Source organism: Shewanella aquimarina (genome assembly GCF_023349185.1).
Classification (GTDB): Bacteria; Pseudomonadota; Gammaproteobacteria; order Enterobacterales; family Shewanellaceae; genus Shewanella; species Shewanella aquimarina.
In genome coordinates this window covers 1-19,225 of record NZ_JAKIKY010000006.1, presented here as the reverse complement: position 1 = coordinate 19,225, position 19,225 = coordinate 1, and the positions used below count along the sequence as shown (strand labels likewise).

17 protein-coding genes and 2 tRNA genes are annotated in these 19,225 nt (G+C 54.8%); 5 read left to right on the top strand and 14 right to left on the bottom strand.

Annotated elements, in window-relative coordinates; genetic code table 11:
* Window positions 1-96 precede the first annotated feature (96 nt).
* Window positions 97-1,605 carry an alpha/beta hydrolase gene (locus L2731_RS08725; protein ID WP_249252719.1) on the bottom strand — a complete coding sequence of 503 codons (1,509 nt, stop codon included), beginning with the start codon at window positions 1,603-1,605 and terminating at the stop codon, window positions 97-99.
* A 114-nt stretch (window positions 1,606-1,719) separates the two neighbouring features.
* Between L2731_RS08725 and L2731_RS08720 the strand changes: the two genes are divergently transcribed.
* The gene (locus tag L2731_RS08720) at window positions 1,720-2,181 is read left to right on the top strand and encodes a DUF6942 family protein (protein WP_249252718.1); all 462 of its coding nucleotides are present in this window, start codon (window positions 1,720-1,722) and stop codon (window positions 2,179-2,181) included.
* 138 nt (window positions 2,182-2,319) lie between these two features.
* Here L2731_RS08720 and nadE read toward each other — a convergent pair whose 3' ends face one another.
* On the bottom strand, window positions 2,320-3,153 hold the full coding sequence (nadE, locus tag L2731_RS08715) for an NAD(+) synthase (RefSeq protein WP_345773695.1): 834 nt from the start codon (window positions 3,151-3,153) through the stop codon (window positions 2,320-2,322).
* 208 nt (window positions 3,154-3,361) lie between these two features.
* Here nadE and L2731_RS08710 point away from each other — a divergent pair, with 208 nt between their 5' ends.
* On the top strand, window positions 3,362-4,201 hold the full coding sequence (locus L2731_RS08710) for an AraC family transcriptional regulator (RefSeq protein WP_239850125.1): 840 nt from the start codon (window positions 3,362-3,364) through the stop codon (window positions 4,199-4,201).
* 127 nt (window positions 4,202-4,328) lie between these two features.
* On the top strand, window positions 4,329-4,979 hold the full coding sequence (locus L2731_RS08705) for a LysE family translocator (protein WP_249252717.1): 651 nt from the start codon (window positions 4,329-4,331) through the stop codon (window positions 4,977-4,979).
* 53 nt (window positions 4,980-5,032) lie between these two features.
* Here the strand turns inward: L2731_RS08705 and L2731_RS08700 are convergent, their stop codons facing one another.
* Window positions 5,033-5,965, bottom strand: a complete 933-nt coding sequence (locus L2731_RS08700) for a M14 family metallopeptidase (RefSeq protein ID WP_249252943.1) — start codon at window positions 5,963-5,965, stop codon at window positions 5,033-5,035.
* 223 nt (window positions 5,966-6,188) lie between these two features.
* Between L2731_RS08700 and L2731_RS08695 the strand changes: the two genes are divergently transcribed.
* The gene (locus L2731_RS08695) at window positions 6,189-6,842 is read left to right on the top strand and encodes an RluA family pseudouridine synthase (RefSeq protein ID WP_239886230.1); all 654 of its coding nucleotides are present in this window, start codon (window positions 6,189-6,191) and stop codon (window positions 6,840-6,842) included.
* A 76-nt stretch (window positions 6,843-6,918) separates the two neighbouring features.
* On the opposite strand, the gene L2731_RS08690 is transcribed toward L2731_RS08695, so the two are convergent.
* The 8 genes from L2731_RS08690 to L2731_RS08655 form a co-directional block, all read right to left on the bottom strand.
* Window positions 6,919-7,323 carry a hypothetical protein gene (locus L2731_RS08690; protein ID WP_239850122.1) on the bottom strand — a complete coding sequence of 135 codons (405 nt, stop codon included), beginning with the start codon at window positions 7,321-7,323 and terminating at the stop codon, window positions 6,919-6,921.
* 384 nt (window positions 7,324-7,707) lie between these two features.
* Window positions 7,708-8,931, bottom strand: coding sequence for a serine/threonine transporter SstT (sstT, locus tag L2731_RS08685; protein ID WP_041511737.1), 1,224 nt, complete (start codon window positions 8,929-8,931; stop codon window positions 7,708-7,710).
* A gap of 300 nt (window positions 8,932-9,231) precedes the next feature.
* Entirely contained in the window at window positions 9,232-10,125 is an 894-nt protein-coding gene (locus L2731_RS08680; RefSeq protein WP_249252716.1) for a chemotaxis protein CheV, read from the bottom strand.
* 94 nt (window positions 10,126-10,219) lie between these two features.
* Window positions 10,220-11,785 carry a phospholipase D family protein gene (locus tag L2731_RS08675; RefSeq protein WP_249252715.1) on the bottom strand — a complete coding sequence of 522 codons (1,566 nt, stop codon included), beginning with the start codon at window positions 11,783-11,785 and terminating at the stop codon, window positions 10,220-10,222.
* A gap of 36 nt (window positions 11,786-11,821) precedes the next feature.
* Window positions 11,822-12,292, bottom strand: coding sequence for a dual specificity protein phosphatase family protein (locus L2731_RS08670; protein WP_041511740.1), 471 nt, complete (start codon window positions 12,290-12,292; stop codon window positions 11,822-11,824).
* A 31-nt stretch (window positions 12,293-12,323) separates the two neighbouring features.
* Window positions 12,324-13,649 carry a DEAD/DEAH box helicase gene (locus L2731_RS08665; RefSeq protein WP_239850118.1) on the bottom strand — a complete coding sequence of 442 codons (1,326 nt, stop codon included), beginning with the start codon at window positions 13,647-13,649 and terminating at the stop codon, window positions 12,324-12,326.
* Window positions 13,650-13,783: 134 nt separating this feature from the next.
* The gene (locus tag L2731_RS08660) at window positions 13,784-14,380 is read right to left on the bottom strand and encodes a methylated-DNA--[protein]-cysteine S-methyltransferase (protein ID WP_249252714.1); all 597 of its coding nucleotides are present in this window, start codon (window positions 14,378-14,380) and stop codon (window positions 13,784-13,786) included.
* A gap of 46 nt (window positions 14,381-14,426) precedes the next feature.
* On the bottom strand, window positions 14,427-15,983 hold the full coding sequence (locus L2731_RS08655; RefSeq protein WP_249252713.1) for a DNA-3-methyladenine glycosylase 2 family protein: 1,557 nt from the start codon (window positions 15,981-15,983) through the stop codon (window positions 14,427-14,429).
* A gap of 197 nt (window positions 15,984-16,180) precedes the next feature.
* Between L2731_RS08655 and L2731_RS08650 the strand changes: the two genes are divergently transcribed.
* On the top strand, window positions 16,181-18,010 hold the full coding sequence (locus L2731_RS08650; protein WP_249252711.1) for an ABC transporter ATP-binding protein: 1,830 nt from the start codon (window positions 16,181-16,183) through the stop codon (window positions 18,008-18,010).
* Window positions 18,011-18,167: 157 nt separating this feature from the next.
* On the opposite strand, the gene L2731_RS08645 is transcribed toward L2731_RS08650, so the two are convergent.
* The 3 genes from L2731_RS08645 to L2731_RS08635 all read right to left on the bottom strand — a co-directional run bounded on the left by L2731_RS08645 (window position 18,168) and on the right by L2731_RS08635 (window position 19,073).
* Window positions 18,168-18,659, bottom strand: coding sequence for a cytochrome P460 family protein (locus tag L2731_RS08645; RefSeq protein WP_239850115.1), 492 nt, complete (start codon window positions 18,657-18,659; stop codon window positions 18,168-18,170).
* A 188-nt stretch (window positions 18,660-18,847) separates the two neighbouring features.
* A tRNA-Ala gene (locus tag L2731_RS08640) sits at window positions 18,848-18,923 on the bottom strand.
* A gap of 74 nt (window positions 18,924-18,997) precedes the next feature.
* A tRNA-Glu gene (locus tag L2731_RS08635) sits at window positions 18,998-19,073 on the bottom strand.
* Between the last annotated feature and the right edge of the window lie 152 nt (window positions 19,074-19,225).

Sequence of the window (19,225 nt, the reverse complement as noted above, 5' to 3'; positions counted from 1 at the left end):
ACTTTAATGGCCAGCCTTTAACTCACAGGGCTTAGCCCCGCATCGAACTAGACTAGCTTAGTGGCGATTGGCTTAATGACTTAATCGCATACCGGCTTAGCGGCTTAGCGCCCCTTGGCGCGCATCGATAAACCTATCGACCCTGTCTAGCACATAGGGAAAGAAGGGGTTCCATTTCTGCCGCAGCACCTCACCTGCCGAGACCCCAAGCACGCCGCGCTCCCCTCGGGCGGCCGCGGCGCCAATCTGCACCCTGTGTCTGCCCTTCTCAAACGCCGTACCATACAGGCTGTCACTCGCCGGATAAGGCAGCGCCACATGGGAGAGCGAGTAGATCCCCTTGGGCCAAGCCAGCCCTAATGGCTGATGGCTAGCCTCATAACCTGGCCGATATCGATTGGCCTCCACCTCATCAAAACGCCTTAACGCCGCTTTCTGCGCTGATAGCGGCTGTTGCTGCAACTCAGCATTGCGATTTTGCACTAGGGTGAGATCAAACCTGGGCGCATCCAAACCGAGAGCGGGCAGCAAGGCGGCCAGCGGGTCGTTAGCGACTAAGGCGAGGCTCAGGGGCTGACGGTTGATGTCAAACAGCACCAACTGATGTTGCTTTGCGGGCAGGCGCCCATAGAGATCGCTCACCACCGCCTGGGTCGAGACAGTGCCATCGGCCACCGACTGAAAGGTCAGGATATCGGCAAGTGCCGACAACTTCTCCTCGGGCAGCGTCTGTATCAGCTGTTGATTGCGCTCGGCCAGTTGATAGACAACATCGCCGGCATTGACCGCAAAGGAGTTGTATTTAAAGGGATCGTACTCGGTTTGAATCGAATTCCAGCTCAGCTTTTCCAGCCCCAGCATACGCCCTAACCTGTCTTGCCACTTGGCACCGGCCGCCACGGGTGACAGACCTATGGCCGGCGAGAGGAAGATCATGCCGCGATAGCTAAGCCCCTGCCCCAGGCTTAGCTGCTCAAGCTCATGGTTTAACGCCAGCGCCGCCCCCGTCGAGAAGGCCACCACATAGATGGGTTTATCAACCAGCTGCCGGCTAAGATGTTTGCTCGCCAGCTCAACGGCCCTGGCCATCTCCTGCCACTTGAGCTCTACCAGGCCAGAGGGAATGGTGCCGTGGCCCGGTAATCTTAGCCCCAGCAGGTGGGCGCGCGTCCTGAAATGCTCGGCAAAGTGAGACAAGGCATAGGGTGAGTCTGACATGCCATGCAGCAGCAAGACGCCAAACTCGGCATCAGGATTGGCCCACTCATAACTGCGATTCCAGGCCTGGGGCCAATTATCTGGGTCGGCAAAGCTGCCATGCCAATAACGATTGAGCGGCTGCTCTAGTCCTTGGGTGCGACGATAGATCTTTTGCTCTACTTCTTCGAACAGCTTGGCCTCTAAAGCCTGATAGGCGGGGAAATCCTTGACCTCGCTATCTAGGCGAAACTGATGTTCGAGCATGGTCGAATGCCAGATGGACAGGTCGGGACGGGCATTTAAAAACCAGATCCCAAAGGCGAGCGCGGCCATAGTGATGCCGAGACAGGCATAGGTGACGGCGATGGTAAGATGTTTAGTCGAGTGGATGAGCAATGTTTTCATGACGAATAACCGCTAGGCTCCCTGTGTGCGCTAACGAGCGCCAAGTCCGTTAATCATTAACATACACGGCTTTATTGCGTAAACTCCAGCCCCAAAGCCCAAGGAATGAAGAATATGTCTGATAATGTGAAGCCCTTAGGACAAGATGGTGCCAAACGTTGCTTTTATCTGCCTACGCCTCCTCAACTAGCCGACGACTGGCAGCTTGATACGCCAGACAGCCTAGATGAGCTGATCGCCCTCAATGGCAACAACTGGCGCAAGATCTTAGTGATCATGGCCAAGCTCAGCGCACCGGATGAAGACTGGCGCGGCTACATGAAAAGGCTATTAAAAGCCGACGAGCAGATACGTTTCGGCGCCGATGCCCTGTCACCCATGGCAAAGGAACATTATGTGTGCGGCCAGCAAAGCGCCATCAAGCTGGGCTTAACACCTTTAAGTGAGCCCAAGACCTTTACACACCAGCGAGAGAACAACAGTCAGATCTACCTGCTGCCCTATCTGGATTATCGCCAGTGCCCCAATGCCCTGATAGAGGGGTTGCGCGAGCTTCGCGAATCGCTCACCAGATAACCCAACCCTTAGCACTCAACGAGATAAGCAAGGGGTTTGCATTAGGTCGAGCGAATCTCACCAAAGAAAAAGGCGCCCGAGGCGCCTTTATCGATTCAATTTCCTGCGACTCATTCAGCTAGATAAGTCATGCTGGCGCTAGTCGTATAACGTCGGGATAGGCTTACGCTTATGTTGGGTCGCGTTGTAGATGGCGATCAAGCGCGCCTCTACCGCGGCGTCTACCGATTTGCCTTCGAGGAAATCATCAATCTGATCATAGGTCAGGCCCAAGGCGACCTCATCTTCGAGCTGTGGCTTGTCACACTCAAGATCCGCCGTCGGCGCCTTGTTCACCAGCACGTCTGGCGCACCCAGCGCAGCGGCAAGCTGACGCACCTGACGCTTGCTCAGGCCAAACAGCGGCGCCAGATCGCAGGCACCGTCGCCCCACTTGGTGTAGAAGCCGGTGATGTTCTCGGCACTGTGGTCTGTGCCCACCACCAGGCCACCAGTCAGGCCGGCAATCTCATACTGGGCGATCATACGCATTCTGGCCTTGACGTTACCCTTCACAAAGTCGACATTGCTGTGAGGGTGAGAGATGACGCCGGCCACTTCAAGTCCCGCCAGGGTTTGATGATGGATCCCTTCGACACCTTCACCTATGTTGACCGTCACCAGCTTGCTGGGCTGAATGAACTGACAGGCCATCTGCGCCTCATCTTCATCCTTTTGCACCTTAAAGGGCAGTCTCACCGCGATAAACTGATAGCTGCCTTCATACTCGCCTTCGCTATTCAGCTCATCCACCGCCAGCTGGCACAGACGACCCGCCAGTGAGGAGTCTACCCCACCGCTGATCCCCAGCACTAAACTGGTGGCGCGCGCCTCTTTGAGCTTTGCTTTGATAAAGGCGATACGTCTTTGCACCTCATATTCCACCTCAATATGCGGCTGCACCTTCATTTCACGTATGATCTGTCCTTTCACTGGTCCGACTCCACTTAGGTTAACTGTCAGCATGATTCTAAGCTGACCATTATGAGCCAATTTATCGGGAAATTCACGACCTAAGCTCGCCCCAATCCAATAAATGGGCCGAGAGGCTGCAATTATTTACTAGTCAGGGGAAAACGCCCTGATCTACACTGGCTAATCAGACGATCGGACGGTCCGGTCAGGAGTCAAGCGAAACGGGATGATGGCAACAAGCGCGGTAGAGAGAATCGATTATTGGCAGGCGAGCATCTTGAAAGAGATGGAGCTGAGCCGCGCGCAGTTTACCCATTTTGCCTTCGAGAAACATGTGCATCTGGACTACCACATAGGCGTGGTCAGCCATGGCGGCCAACGCTACCATCACAGAGGCAGCGAGTACCGCCTGACGCCGGGCAACATATCCACCCTCAACCCGGACGAGAGCCATAACGGCCAGAGCATCGCCGATAACGGCTACGAGGCCTTAGTGATGTCTCTGCCCACCAGCTATGTGCAGCAGGTTGGCGAGGCGCTCAACCAGGGCGAGCTCTACTTCAGCACGCCTATCCTAGACGACCCTAAGCTGAGGGCCTATTTCATCCACCTGCACAGACAGCTTACTCTACATCAGGCCAACATCACGCCGCTGGAGGCGGAGACGCTACTGCTTGGTTTTATCAGCGAGCTGTTTTATCGCCATGGTAAGCTACGTAATCTGCCGAGTAGCCAGGCCAGATTGAGCGGCGCCCAGCTCGACAACATCAAGCAGCAGTTCCATCAAGGACTGGATCAGGAGTTCGAGCTGGAGCAGCTGGCGCTCTCCATCGGCCTGAGTAAGTTTCAATTCTTGCGTCAATTCAAGGCGGCCACCGGCATGACACCCCACGCCTACCTGAAGCGCCTGCGCCTGGAATATGCCAAGAAGGCGCTGATGCGGGGCGACAGCGCCATCAGCACCGCCTATGACTTAGGGTTCTTCGATCAGAGCCATTTCAACAAGGCGTTCAAGCGGGCGTTTTTGATCACCCCGGCCCATTTTCAGAAACGGGTCACGCCCTGATAGGTTAGCCCACAGGCAAAAACATCTGGCCTAAAAGCAAACGCGCAATATTTTACAATCCCGGCGCCGCGGATAGGATTACTATGGCGACATCTGCTTAACGCTAACGAACGAGAATTAAATACCGATGGAATTACAGCTGCAACTGCTTTTCTCTTTGGCCGTCATACACACGGTCGCCCTGGCAAGCCCAGGCCCGGATTTCGCCCTGGTGGTCAGGCTGGCCGCCCAGGAGCACAGACGTACGGCTGTCGCCGCCGCGCTGGGACTGGCGGTAGCCATCACGCTGCACACCCTCCTGAGCCTTACCGGGGTTAGCCTGCTCATCAAGGGCTCACCCAACCTCTTCATGGCGGTGCAGTTGATTGGCGCCAGCTACCTGGGCTGGATGGGCATTGGCGCCATACGCGCCGCCATCGCCCACTGGCGCGATGAGGCCCATCTGAATGCGGCAAGCATCACGGGGCGCGGTCTCGGCGCGGCACAGGGCTTCATGCAGGGCGTGTCGACTAACCTACTCAACCCCAAGGCGCTGGTGTTTTTTATCACACTGTTCTCGACCCTGATCACCCCAGAGGTAACCCTAAGCACTAAAGTGGCCGCCACCGCCATGATGTTCGCCCTCTCTCTGGGGTGGTTTAGCCTGATCGCTCTGGTGCTATCTCATCCCAAGATGCAGCTCAAAATGAAAAGAGCAACCCCAATGATCAACCTGTTGACCGGATTGCTCTTTATCTTTGTCGCCGGGGTCATTCTCACCGGCGCCCTCGCCCGTTAAGCCCTCGACCATCAATACAGCGGCGCTGGGGCTCACTCGGGTGAGGGTCTAGCTCAGCCCAGGCTGCGGATATAATCCAGCGCCGAGCTTACCGCCATCACCTGTGCCAGAATGCAGTTTTCATCGTCCACCAACGGACTGTCGGGATAGACCTCTGTGGTGGTGTTGTATCTGGCATCGCTGAAACCACAGCACAGGCCCAGCGCCTTGGTCGCATAGTTGATCACCCCAAACTGAGTGATGGGCTCGCCTATTAATCGTCCCTGCTCGTCGGCGGGGGCGATATGGGTGACCTTAGCCACGGCCTCGATGATGGCCGCCTGCATCTCATCGTTGGGATTTTCGCTATCGCCCACCAAGTAGAAGCCGTCGGGGATATTCCAGTTGGTCTGTACCTTGGCGTCTCTGGCCGCCAGAGCCGGGCGAAACTCGCTGTTGTCAGTGTCAGTGGTCTCGTGCAGATCTATGTGCGCCATCAGCGGCTGGTTGAAACTCGCCACCCACTGCATCAGCGCGCGGGACTCCTGAGCCGGGCTATCGGCATAGAAAGAGCGGTTAGGGTCAATCGCCTCAGGGTTCCAGCGATTGATGGTCTCGTAACCCCAGGGGCTGACACAGGGGGCTACCAGGATATTGAAATCTTGGCTGTACTCACTTGCCTTGGCGATTAAAAAACGTAGCGCTCCCTGCACGCCACTGGTCTCGTAGCCATGTACACCGCCGGTGACCAGAATGGTCGGCTTAGCCTGGTCCCAGTCGCGTGATTTAAAACCATAAAGTGGATATAGCCCCTCATCATAGTTCAGCTCGCCATACTGCTGCGCCTCGAAGGTCTCGCAGACCTGGCTGAACTTGCTCAGCACCTCCAGCTCGTAGGAGCGCTTCTTCTGCTGCGCGGCGCGCCACTGCGTCTTTTCCGCCTCACCCCATGGCTTACCCGCCTCGCCAATCCAATAACCTTGCTTCGCTGTATTATCGTTTTCCATCTTATTCTCTGCCTCGGCCTCGGCCAAACCATTTTTGTTCGTTTGAATTGACCTATGATAACCAAACTCGGCCTGCCTGTGACAAAGCTTAAGAAAATTCAACTAACCGCTCCTGTAAAGGGCTGTTTAAACCGCCACTAAAGTTGCAGTCAAGGCGCAAAGAGGGGCTCATAGGATAGGCACGGCAGGCATTCTTTGTTAGTATCGCCGCCGAGGAGAGACGATGAAAATTTTTAGTTATCAGCCCCCGGCTATTCCCTGGCTCGACATTCGCTATCAAGATCGCGACATCATTATCATCAATAAGCCATCAGGCCTGTTGTCCAATCCCGGCCGCGCCGAGGAGACCCATGATTGCGCCATCAACCGCCTGTTACAGCGATTTCCCGAGGCCATCCTGGTGCACAGGCTAGACTGCGCCACCTCTGGCATTATGGTGTTCGCCCTCAACAAGAAGGCCGAGTCTCACCTCAAGACCCAGTTTCAAAATCGCACCACAGAGAAATATTATGTGGCCGAGGTCGCGGGTCTAATGAGCCAGGACAGGGGTAAGATAGAATTGGCGATGAAGCCAGACAGTGAGCAGCCGCCGCTGCAGATGATTGCCAGCGATGGCAAGGCAGCGACCACCTATTTTGAGGTGCTGGAGCGACGCAGCAACAGTACCCTAGTGAAGCTCAAGCCGATCACCGGCCGGACCCACCAGCTCAGGTTACACATGAAGGCCCTAGGCCACACCATACTGGGTGATGACTTCTATGGCGACGACGCCATTATCGCCGCCGCGCCGCGTCTACACCTGCACGCCGAGCACCTAAGCATCACTCATCCTTACAAACAGACCAGGCTGAGTTTCTCGAGTCTTCATCCCTTCTAGGCTAGATAGCCGTGCAGATTGCGGCTTATCGCCATGACACAAAAAAGGCGCCTATCTGGCGCCTTTCTTTTAACCCTTATGCCGCGCGTTTAGCGGTATAGAAGCATTCGTTGCTGTTGCAAAATTGCAGGTTATTGTCGTGAGATAGGAGGAAATACTCACCAAACAGGTTGCCACCTAAGTCTTCTAGCTTGAGGCCGTTATCGAGCTGCGTTGCCTGCATCTCATCTAAGCTATGGCAACCGTCGTTATACCAGGTCTCTAGAAACAGCTTTTCGCCTTGACGATAAAGGGTGATCTTGTCGCCCAGAGAGGGGCGCTCATCTATCCACTGGCCAATAATTTCGCGTGCTTCCATATCTTGCTCCTGCCAACGTAAACGTTTTCGCTTTTCAACAACCGACATTTCGATAACTTGAAGTAATGACTGTGAACCATTCGCACTGGCATTGCCTAACATTACCCTAAGCTCAGAACTCATATTTATTTAACCTCTAAATTATCGCAAATGTTAAAACATTGTAAAAAAGCAACTATAAACCAACAAGTTAAACCAACCTGTCGCCTCCTTTATGTGAAATTGTAACCTAGAGCGGAAATAAAAACGCGATCTAAATCACTTTTAATGCATTATTTAAGTAAAGTGTAATGCAAAATTTTTTCAACAGGCCAAAGCCATCACTCTCTAAACCTTATCGGCCGCTTCGGCTCATGCCACGAGGGCTAAATAGCCCAAACACAAATCCAGGCACAAAGTAACAGCACGAAATCTAGTCACGAAATCCTGTTATAAAAACCGGGCACAAAAAAGGAGCCAATCGGCTCCTTTTCAATTCGAAAACTTGTCACTCAGGCTAACGCTGGCTTATATCTCCACCTGACGCTCGGCCGCCTCGCAAGCCGCCGCGGTGAAGAGCACGTCGGTCGAGCTGTTAAGCGCCGTCTCCGCCGAGTCTTGAATCACCCCTATGATGAAGCCCACGGCCACCACTTGCATGGCGACATCGTTAGAGATACCAAACAGGCTACAGGCCAGCGGAATAAGCAGCAGCGAGCCACCGGCGACGCCAGAGGCACCACAGGCAGATACCGCCGCCACAACGCTCAGCAAGATAGCGGTCAGGATATCGACCTGGATCCCTTCGGTATGCACGGCGGCAAGGGTCAACACGGTAATAGTGATCGCCGCGCCCGCCATGTTGATGGTCGCGCCCAGTGGGATAGACACTGAGTAGGTGTCTTCATGCAGGTCGAGCTTCTCGCACAGGGCCATGTTGACCGGAATGTTTGCCGCGCTCGAGCGGGTAAAGAAGGCGGTCACGCCGCTCTCTCTTAAACAGGTTAACACCAGAGGATAAGGGTTGCGGCGGATTTTAAACCAGACGATAAGCGGGTTGATCACCAGGGCGATGATTAACATGGAGCCCAGGAGTACCGCAAGCAGCTTGGCATAGCCGGCAATCGCCTCGAAGCCTGTGGCCGCGAAGGTGTTAGCCACTAGGCCGAAGATACCGATAGGGGCCAGACGGATCACGAAGCGCACCATCTGCGATACCCCATGGCTCACATCGGCAAATACCGTCTTGGTGTTCTCTGAGGCGTGATGCAGGGCGATGCCCAGGCCTATACCCCAGGCCAAGATGCCGATGTAGTTACCTGTCATTAGGGCATTGACCGGATTATCCACCACCTTGAAGAGTAAGGTATTGAGTACCTCACCTATTCCCTCCGGTGGCGTCGCGCCTTGGGCGCCGCTTACCAGCACCAGAGTGGTGGGGAAGAGGAAGCTCATGGTCACAGCGGTAATGGCCGCCGCAAAGGTGCCAAAGAGATAGAGCACTATGATAGGTCGCATATTGGTCTTGGTATTTTTCTTCTGATTGGCAATCGAGGCCGCCACCAGAATAAATACCAAAATAGGCGCGATCGCCTTTAACGCGCCGACAAACAGATCCCCTAAGAAGGCAACACTCCCTGCCGAGGAAGGTGAAAAACTCGCCAGGGCAACCCCGGCAATGATCCCCAAGATAATTTGCAGCACTAAGCTGCCATCTGCCAACTTGGCAAATAAGGAACGATTTTGATTCATTGATTGACCTATCATTATAATTAATTGAATTTAACCTTTGCTCATCGCCTTCAACGTTCGCTGAGCAGAACAGCTTTCTTTATGGTATTTATCGTCTCTCGTCACGATACCGCTTGGCCACTACGGCCTAAAAGTACCAGGGATGAGAGTAAAAGCTGACATCAAACACAGGATCCGGCCCAAGGTTAAACTTCCTTCATCCTGTGTTTTATAGAAACTCCCCCGTCTTGTCTAGCAAACCGCTCGATTTCGCTTTAGTTATTACCCACTAGCATCATAAAGATAACAAAAATCTAATTTTTAACTCGCCTGATGCCGCTTGGCGCCCCTGAGCATGGCCTCGATCAACTCGTGGGCATCGAACTTGGTCAGCGCCTCGTTGGCACCCACCTGATGGGCCTGGCTCACGCTGATCTCACTCGACAGCGAGGTGTGCAGTATGATGTAGGCGTCGGCTAAGGCAGGTGTGTTCTTCACCTCGAACGCCAGCTCATAGCCGTCGAGTCCCGGCATCTCGATGTCGCTCACCAGGAGATCCACGGGTCTTCCCTCCTTCGCGGCCTCCTCCATGATAGAGAGCGCCTCCCGACCGTCCGAGGTGACCAGATAGGGAATATTGATGCTATCGAGCGCGTCACTGAGCTGCTTGCGTGCCACCATGGAATCGTCCACCAGCAGGATATTGAGCGGTTTTAAGATCTCCCGCTGCACATCTGTCAGTATTGCCCGGGTGCTTTCCGGACTGGTGGGGAATATCTTCGACAGCAAGAGCTCCACATCCAGCAGCTGCACCAGCTTGTCATCGACCCGGGTCACCCCGGTCAGGAAGGCGTTCTTACCTAGGTTATCCGGCGGCGACTCGATATCACGCCAGTTGCACTCGATGATCTTATCTATACTGCGCACCAGAAAGCCCATCACCATGCGCTGGCAGTCTGTGATGATGATATAGGCGTTGGCGAACTCCTGCTCTGTGATAGGCGCATAGCCCACGGCCGAGGCCATGTCGATGATGGGAATGGTGTGACCCCTCACCGTCGCGGCGCCCAGAATAGCGGGATGAGACTGAGGGATGGCGCTGAGTTTAGAGAAAGGAACCAGTTCACGGATCTTGAGCGTGCCGAGGGCAAACAACTGAGTATGGGACAAGCGGAACAATAATAGGCCTTGAGATTGGCTCGCCTTACTTTTCATATTCTTACCGACACATAAATGCTTAATTAGCGATAAGTTTAACCCTAGCATAGCCAGATTAAATTGACGATGCTCATGCCCCGATAAATTACCCCTACAATTGTGACTCTATGGGCAGCAAACCGATGAAGTCGGCCATGAAACGCCGCCAGAAGCTGGCATCAGGGTCGGCATAATAGACTTTACCGTTTAAATCATCATGCCAGATCAACTCTCCCTGTTGCAGCCCTAAGCGATAGCTGCTGCGCTTAAGGGACGCCTCGATCTCATCCACCATCTCTCCGGCAAATCTGGGCTGGTCGACAATCAGCCCCATCTCGGTGTTGATCCAGGCCGATCTAGGGTCGAAATTAAAGGAGCCGACAAACACTGAGCTTCTGTCGAGCACAAAGGTCTTGGCATGCAGGCTGGTGCGCGAGCTGCCCTTCCAGGCGCTGGGACGGTTATTGATATCCACCTTCACCTCATACAGGGCGATACCATTTTCCAGCAGACGCTCACGATAAGCCTTGTAGCCGGCATGCACCGCCAACACATCTGTGGCCGCCAGGCTGTTGGTGACTATGGTGATCTTAATGCCCTGTTTGGCCGCCTCAATTAAGGCCTGACAACCGCCTTCGGTGGGCACAAAATAGGGCGAAACGATCAGCGCCTCCTCGCGGGCCCTGGCCAGAAACTGACTTAAGTCGGTTAGCAACCACTCCTGCCGGTCCTGTCTGTTCGCCTTCTGTGGCGGGTCATAGAGCAGCTGGGCGTCGCCCCAATACCAGTAAAGTCCCTTGCCGGTGATCTGTGTCAGCAGCTCGCTCAGCTCCAGACGATTGAGATACTCGTCATGGAGGAAGTTCTGTTTGTTTCTGGCCATGGTCTTAGCCGCCGCTTGATACATCGCACTGGTCGCCGGCGGCACCAGGTTGATCACGCTCTCCACCTGTTCGCTGTTCCAGTAACGGTCGAATTGTTCGGACACCTCATCGACCACATCGCCTATGGTGAGCAGGTCGAAATCCCCAAAATCCACATCATCGTTCTTGGAGAAATATTCATTCCCTATGTTGCGCCCGCCCACTATGGTGATCTGATTATCCACCGTGAGGGATTTGTTGTGCATTCTATGGTTGAGGCGGGAAAACCCGGTCAACATGGCGAAACTGCGAAAGGTGCGCTCATAGGAGGGATTAAAGAGGCGGATCTCGATATTGGGGTGGCTGGCCAGCAATATCAGGCCATCGTCTAGGGTCTTGGTGGTGAGGTCGTCTAACAATACCCTCACCCGCACGCCACGATCGGCGGCGTCGATCAGATGCCAGATCAGCAACCGGCCGGTTTCATCGTCGTGGTAGATATAATATTGCAGATCTATGCTTTGGCTCGCCGCATCCACTATCGCCAAACGCGCCACGAAGGCATCGACACCGGAGGAAAGCGGCAGTATGCCCGTCTTGTTTGGATGCGCCTTGAGGTCGCCTTCGAGGTAACGATAGAGGCCAGAATCGGTCGGGGCAGCCAGCTTGTGGCTTGGGATAAGTTGCTGGGGCGGCGGTAAACTGCTGCAGGCCGACACTAGGCTCAGGGTCAAGGCCAGAGTCATCAAATTCGAGGCCAATCGCATCATGCTTTTGCGTACCACAGAGAGGTTCATCACTTGCCCTAACACCATGAATTTATGCGCCTAGGCCTAACATAGGCGTTAGGCTTACTCCTGTAAAGCGTACAAGACGTCGTAGACAAATTGATCCCAACCCTCGGCACTGAAGGCGATATCTCGCACCGCTCTCACCTGGCTGACCGCATGTAGCGGCGCGGCGCCATTCTCCATCAGATAATAGGCCATCAAGAGCCCGGTTCTGTCTTTGCCTGAGCGGCAGTGGATCATCACAGGCAGGCCATCGGCCTCACACTGGCGAATGAAGGCCAGCGCCTTGGGCAGCTGGGCCACGCAGTGCGCCTCGTCGCCCTCCATGGGGGGAATGTTGCCCGACAGCGGAATACAGGCGTAGCGTAAATCTAACCGTGCCATCTCATCGGGCTCGCAGAGATCGCCGCCATTAACCGACAGTATGGCACCGACCCCTTGTCCCTTGAGTTCACTTAGCTCCCAGGGCACCAGGTTGGGGCCACAACGACCTGCGATCTGGCCTTCGACTAACCAAAAAAGCTGCTGCATCTCTCTTCCACTCTGTTAGTTGAACACCCTACTATGAGGGACGCTTCCAGATCCCGTCATTGATCTTGGGTAACTTTTTACGCTTTTTCTTGCCCGTGCCCTCGGGTTTGGCCATAGGCTTCGCCTGACGTGATGGGCAATCGGCCGGCGCCTCAGCGTCGGCCTCGAAACCAGGATACTGCTCCCTTGGCAGGCGCAACTTGTTCTTCTTCTCTATCACCTTGAAGTGATGATATTCGTCGTGGCTGATAAGGGAGATCGCCTCGCCGCGCTCACCTGCGCGGCCGCTACGACCGATACGATGCAGATAATCGGCGGGGCTTCTTGGTAACTCAAAGTTGATCACCACGGGTAGCTTGTCGATGTCGATACCGCGCGCCGCGATATCGGTAGCGATCAGCACTGTGATCTCACCGCTCTTGAATCCTTCGAGCACACGGCTACGGGCGCCCTGCGCCTTGTCACCATGGAATACCTGAGCAGTGATGCCGCGCTTCTCCAGCTTCTGCGCCAGGTGATCGCAGCTGCGCTTGGCGCTGGCAAACACCAATACCTGACGCCACTGACGCACCTTGATAAGCTCCGCCAGCAGAGCCGTCTTGTTACTACGATTGACGGTATAGACGCGCTGGGCGATATCGGCGCTCTGCGCCTCCTGCAGTTGGATCTCCACGGGATCGTTCAGCAGCTTGGCCGTGAGACTCAGCACCTCTTCGGGAAAGGTTGCGGAGAACAGCAAAGTCTGTTTCTGAGTGGGTAACTGTTTGAGGATCTCACCAAGCTCCTCGGTAAAGCCCAGGTTCAACATGCGATCGGCTTCATCGAGTACCAGCACCTTGAGCTGAGAGAGCTTAACGGCATTGCTGCCAAGCAGATCCAGCAGACGACCCGGCGTCGCCACCAATATATCGGCGCCGCCTCGCAGGGCCAGCATCTGACTATTGACCGAGACACCACCGAAGACGGCGACAACCTTGGCTCTGGGCGCCAGTTCGGCGCCGTAGCTGGTAAAGCTATCGGCAACCTGCTGGGCAAGCTCGCGGGTTGGCACCAGCACTAAGGCGCCGATATGATTGCCGCCGGAGGCTCTCTGGCCCACCAGTTTCTGCAACAGTGGCAAGGCGAAGGCGGCGGTCTTACCCGAGCCCGTCTTGGCACCGGCCAGCAGATCGCGACCGGCTAATATCGCGGGGATTACCTCGGCCTGAATCGGCGTCGCCTGCTGATAACCAAGATGATGTAGCCTGGCTTGCAACGCCTTAACCAGGTTTAACTGATTAAAATCTGTGGTCGACAGTGGCAGGTCCGATGGCGCAGTCGGTTTCGGAGCAGATGGAGCCTGATCAGATGGTGTCATTAAATTTAGCTACCCGTACAAAATAGAGCCGCGCATTGTACCTAAATTTACGGGTAAACACCTCATCTTTCGCTACTCTCTTAACTCAAGACTCTCGCCTTGAGAATCTTGCCTTAAGAGATAAGAGCTAGGTTTTATTCTGCGTCTGCCTGGCGACCCACAGCCTTAGCCTCTAATGCCAGTAACTGCTGCTTAATGGCTAGGCCATAGGCATAGCCTGTCAACGCCCCATCCTTGCCTATGATGCGATGACAGGGAATGATGATGGCGATTCGGTTGGCGCCGTTAGCGCTGCCCACCGCCCGCACCGCCTTGGGATTATCTATCGCGCTAGCGATATCCGAGTAGCTTGCCGCAGCGCCAAAGGGGTGAGCGAGCAGCGCCTGCCACACCTGATGCTGAAACGTTGTCCCTACCGGCGCCAGGGCCACATTAAAGGCGGTAAGCTGACCGGCGAAATAGGCCGCTAACTCATCCTCAGCCTGCTCAAGGTGCGCCTGAGCCTTAATCTGCGCTTCCTGGTTACATTCAATTAGCGTCACCTGCCGCGCGGTAAAATCATCATCTTGCCCGGGCAGAAAGCTCAGGTGCGACAGACCAAACTGATTGGCCGCCAGGCTCACCTTCCCCAGGGGAGTCGCTATGATGCGCTCGGCGAGCGCATCATAGCCGCTTAACCCAGCGTCCCGATTTAAGGGAATATATTTAGCCTCTATGCTCATCTGACTCATTTTTAGTTCCTTAATCAATATTGAGGTTTATCGCTGACGCTTTTGCTCACTGCTGATTCCAGAGCTGCAGGGTGAGATAACTGCCCCAGGGGGCAACCTTCCGTAGCACCTCTTGGCTAAGCCCTTGATAGTATGCCTGCGCCCTTTTTTTAGCCACCTTAGGATCTTCGTCTTCAGCAGGCTCACCATCACGACTAGACGGCTCGGGCGATAGATTCGCCAGCAGTTGTTGTTTAACCACGAGGTCCCCAACGAGTAGCACGTCCGGCAGGCTCTGCCCGCGCAGGCGCACATAATCTAGGGTCCAGGGGCCTATCCCCTTGATCTGCAGCCAGTCGTCTATGTTTGCCTCAGGGTTGGCCACCACAAAACATGCAAGCGCCCGAATCGCCTCTTTTCTGATCCCCGGCATCTTAAGCCCATCCAGGCTGGCATTCACGAGCGCCTCTGGGCTTGGGAACAGACGCACCTGACGATCATTTAGGCTAATCGTCTCGCCATAATCGGCCACCAGCTGCCCCAAGAGCTTGATCGCCTGGGTCACGCTCACCTGCTGACCTAAGATGGCGCGACAAGCCGCCTCGAAAGGCGACCAGACGCCGGGCAGACGCAGACCAGGTGATACCTGAGGCAGAGCCTTACCCAGCGCTTGCAGCTTATCGCCTATGGTCAGCATGTCGGCGTCGAGATCCAGGATGCGACGAATATGGCTGATGATCCCCTTGAGCAGGCTGAGAGAGTCCGCTTCAGCGAGATGAATGGTGACATGAAAGCAGGCCTCTTGCTCGCTGTGGACAGCGCAGAAATAGCCCGTAGCAGCGCCGAGCACGAAGCTGCGGCCATAGCTGTGTTCATCGATCCACTCCATCTCGGGTACGGCGCGCTGGGCAAAGAAGCTGCGCAGATGTTGCCAATCATAGGGCGGGCGATAGGCAAGCTTGAGTGTCAGGCCCTGGACTGGCAGCGATGGCTGGCCCGTGGCCTTACGGATCTCACTCGGAGTCAACTGCAGCTGCTCACGGAAAACCTCGTTGAAACGCCTCACGCTGTTAAAACCGGCGGCGAAGGCCACCTGAGTGATCGGCATCTTGGTTTGATGCAACAGCTGCTTGGCAAACATCAACTGTTGATACAGGGCATATTGCTTGGGCGAAGTGCCCAGGCTGTCGTGAAACAGTTGCCTCAGATAACGCTCGCTGATCCCTAATCGCTCGGCGAGCCCAGTCATAGGGATAGCTTGGGGGCCGCACAAGACGCCGGCGTCGATCAGGCTCATGGCGCGATTCAAGCTGGTCTGCTTGCCAAGCCAGGGGTTAGAGCCCGGCGCACTGTCGGGACGACAACGCAGACAGGGTCTCAGGCCAGCCTGAGCAGCCGACAGGGCATCGTCGAAATACCTGACATTCGCCTCCTTGGCAGGCACTGCCGGGCAGATAGGACGACAATAGATGCCGGTGGAGAAGACACCGACGAAGAACAGGCCATCGAATCTGGCATCTCGTGACAGACGCGCGATGCGATACTGTTCCGCCTTGGGATGCTGCGCCTCAAATTGAACGGCTTTGCTGGTTTCAGCACTAAACTCTGGTGTTTGCTGACTCACTTGAAGATGACTCGTTTTGCTTTGATAAGGCCACTCTAATGCAGCCAGGGTTTGGATACTAGCGGAAAACGGCACTCATGGTGAGAATAACTATCGCCACAACAATTCATCGCACTCGGATGACGCCTGCTATATGATGAGTGATAGCAATCAGATCGACTATCATCCTAATAAGCCTAAATTTTATAAGGACTTAAATGTTTAAGCGTTTCGAATCATGGGTTTCCGCCCTACCCGATCAAGAAGCGGTGCAGCCGCCGCGCGGGATCTACCAGTTTTGCAGGCATTACACGCGCGGCTTCGAACTGCCGCTGGCCTTGATGTCAATACTGACCGCGCTGCTGGCGATCCTCGAGGTCTCACTGTTTGCGTTTATGGGCGACCTGGTGGATCTGCTCGCCAGCCACAGCCCTGAGACCTTGTTTGCCGAGCAGGGTGATAAGTTACTATTGATGGCCGTCTTGGTGCTCGTGGTGATCCCTGTGCTGGTGTTGCTGCACGCCCTGGTGATCTACCAGGGACTCCTGGGTAACTACCCCATGTCGATCCGCTGGCTCGCCCACCGATATCTGCTTAAACAGAGCATCGCCTTCTATCAGAACGATTTTGCCGGGCGCATCGCCACCAAGGTGATGCAAACCTCACTGGCGGTGCGCGAGACGGTCACTAAGCTGCTGGATGTCTTGGTCTATATTCTGGTCTATTTCCTCTCCATGCTGGTGATCATCGCCGATGCCGACCTGCGTCTGATGCTGCCCATGCTGGTCTGGCTGATGATCTATGTAGGGCTGCAATTTTACTACCTGCCTAAGCTGAAACAGGTCTCGACTGAACAGGCCGACGCTCGCTCCACCATGACGGGACGCATCGTCGACAGCTACACCAACATCGCCACTGTGAAGCTGTTTTCCCACACCCAGAAGGAGGCTCAGTATGCCAAGGAGAGCATGACAGGCTTTCTCGATACGGTTTATCGCCAGATGCGTCTGGTAACCGGCATCAACGTCAGCGTGCAGGTGATTAATTACTTACTCGCCTTCAGCGTTGCCGCCGTCTCCATCTGGCTGTGGCGCGACAACGCCATCTCCATAGGCGCTATCGCGGTTGCGGTCAGCCTGTCCCTCAGGCTCAACGGCATGTCGCAATGGATCATGTGGGAGATAAGCTCACTGTTTGAAAACATAGGTACAGTGGCCGACGGCATGAATACCCTGTCACGTCCCACCAGCGTGCAAGACAGCGACAATGCCAGCCAGCTGACCGTCTCCCAAGGTGAAATCGCCTTTAATCGCGTCAGTTTCCACTATGGCGAGGCCAGCGGCGTCATCGAAGATCTCGACCTTAAGATCAAGCCAGGCGAAAAGGTGGGGCTGGTTGGACGCTCGGGCGCCGGCAAGTCCACCCTGGTTAACCTCTTGATGCGCTTTCACGATGTGGAGCAAGGCTGCATCACCATAGATGGACAGAACATTCGCGAGGTGGCGCAAGACTCCCTGCGGGCCAACATAGGCATGGTGACTCAGGATACCTCCCTGCTGCATCGCTCCATCCGCGACAACATACGTTACGGTAAGCCGGATGCGAGCGATGAAGAGCTGGAAAATGCCATCCGCCAGGCCCAGGCCTTCGATTTTATTCAAGGACTTAGCGATCCCGAAGGCAATCATGGCTTGGATGCCCAGGTGGGCGAACGAGGAGTGAAGTTGTCGGGCGGTCAGCGTCAGCGCATCGCCATCGCCCGCGTGCTGTTGAAGAACGCACCTATCCTCTTGTTGGACGAGGCCACATCGGCGCTGGATTCGGAGATCGAGGCCGCCATTCAGGAGAGTCTCTATCAGTTGATGGAAGGCAAGACGGTGATTGCCATCGCCCACCGCCTGTCGACCATTGCCGCCATGGACAGGTTGATCGTGTTGGATCAAGGCAAGATCGTCGAGCAAGGCACACATCGGCAGCTGATCAAACAGGGCGGGATCTACGCTCAGCTCTGGGCCCATCAGACCGGTGGTTTCCTCGGCGTCGAGTAGCCCTAATTACCGAGTCATATCAATCATCGACAGGCATCGCCGCCGTTAGCACGTGGTGCCTGTCGATGCACGGCTTAGTTCATAGAGCTTGCCCTGTTTTTCATATACACTTGATCTAAAAACAAATAGTCTTTCACTTTTACTTTATCTGGCTCTTTCACTTAGCCGGAAACCAGGCCGGTTCCGTAAAGACCCAATCATTGTCTTTTACCGGCGTGTGACAGCTGATGCAGACCTGCATGCCGCCCTCAAAGGGTGTCTGATCCTCGCCAACCCAACGTGCCCAGCCCCAGCCATAGGTATCAGCATACTTTACTGAGTCTTTAAACATAAACTCGGCATGGACGAAGGCCTTGGGTCCTATCGCCTGCGGCCAATGGCTCAATTCACCAGCCTTCCACACTACCTTGGCCAAGATGACACCATCGGGCCAAGGCGAGTGCTTACCACTGCGGGCGGCATTGACGGCGATCTCGTTACCCAGGATCGCCCTCACCGTGTTGTTATCGGTGCGATGGGAGACAGCAATACTCGACCAGGTGTGCCAGCCTTGAGGATAGGCGATCTTATGGGACGGCAAAGGTGTGGTTTCCTCAGCGAAACTCACTGATGAAAATGCTAATAACAGCAGTAAAAGAAATGTCTTCATTGTCTGACTCACTCTGTTGCTCAAATGCACTGATGGTTAGTTTGTCAGTGTAGACGCAATAGATACGCTTTGCCCGAGCCAGCGGTTTAGTATTCGTAGCAAACAGATAGAAGCAAGATAGAGATAAATGACAGATGAAAAAAAACCACCCTATTGGGTGGTTTTTTCCGCGTAACTAAACGCTTATTTGGTGGAGCCTAGCGGGATCGAACCGCTGACCTCAACACTGCCAGTGTTGCGCTCTCCCAGCTGAGCTAAGGCCCCGAAACTGATTGTGACTATACAGTAAAACCTGAACAAACACAACGTCTTATTTCAAAATTTATCAAAATAAGTTGTGGTATCCCATAGGGGATTCGAACCCCTGTTACCGCCGTGAAAGGGCGGTGTCCTAGGCCTCTAGACGAATGGGACACTGTTGATACCTTATACTCTGTATCGAGTGAATACTCATTGAAGCCAGTAGGCTATTGCTTCAACGCTATCGAATCGTCAACTTATGCAGTCAACCACTCAAGAAAGTGGTATCCCATAGGGGATTCGAACCCCTGTTACCGCCGTGAAAG

Excerpts from the sequence above, each read along its gene's own strand:
- L2731_RS08695 (WP_239886230.1), top strand. The coding sequence starts at position 6,189 with ATGAAAATTTTTAGTTATCAGCCCCCGGCTATTCCCTGGCTCGACATT.
- L2731_RS08720 (WP_249252718.1), top strand. The coding sequence starts at position 1,720 with ATGTCTGATAATGTGAAGCCCTTAGGACAAGATGGTGCCAAACGTTGC.
- L2731_RS08650 (WP_249252711.1), top strand. The coding sequence starts at position 16,181 with ATGTTTAAGCGTTTCGAATCATGGGTTTCCGCCCTACCCGATCAAGAA.
- L2731_RS08670 (WP_041511740.1), bottom strand. The coding sequence starts at position 12,292 with ATGCAGCAGCTTTTTTGGTTAGTCGAAGGCCAGATCGCAGGTCGTTGT.
- L2731_RS08665 (WP_239850118.1), bottom strand. The coding sequence starts at position 13,649 with ATGACACCATCTGATCAGGCTCCATCTGCTCCGAAACCGACTGCGCCA.
- L2731_RS08680 (WP_249252716.1), bottom strand. The coding sequence starts at position 10,125 with ATGAAAAGTAAGGCGAGCCAATCTCAAGGCCTATTATTGTTCCGCTTG.
- L2731_RS08690 (WP_239850122.1), bottom strand. The coding sequence starts at position 7,323 with ATGAGTTCTGAGCTTAGGGTAATGTTAGGCAATGCCAGTGCGAATGGT.
- L2731_RS08675 (WP_249252715.1), bottom strand. The coding sequence starts at position 11,785 with ATGGTGTTAGGGCAAGTGATGAACCTCTCTGTGGTACGCAAAAGCATG.
- L2731_RS08645 (WP_239850115.1), bottom strand. The coding sequence starts at position 18,659 with ATGAAGACATTTCTTTTACTGCTGTTATTAGCATTTTCATCAGTGAGT.
- L2731_RS08660 (WP_249252714.1), bottom strand. The coding sequence starts at position 14,380 with ATGAGTCAGATGAGCATAGAGGCTAAATATATTCCCTTAAATCGGGAC.
- L2731_RS08710 (WP_239850125.1), top strand. The coding sequence starts at position 3,362 with ATGATGGCAACAAGCGCGGTAGAGAGAATCGATTATTGGCAGGCGAGC.
- L2731_RS08705 (WP_249252717.1), top strand. The coding sequence starts at position 4,329 with ATGGAATTACAGCTGCAACTGCTTTTCTCTTTGGCCGTCATACACACG.
- L2731_RS08700 (WP_249252943.1), bottom strand. The coding sequence starts at position 5,965 with ATGGAAAACGATAATACAGCGAAGCAAGGTTATTGGATTGGCGAGGCG.
- L2731_RS08725 (WP_249252719.1), bottom strand. The coding sequence starts at position 1,605 with ATGAAAACATTGCTCATCCACTCGACTAAACATCTTACCATCGCCGTC.
- sstT (WP_041511737.1), bottom strand. The coding sequence starts at position 8,931 with ATGAATCAAAATCGTTCCTTATTTGCCAAGTTGGCAGATGGCAGCTTA.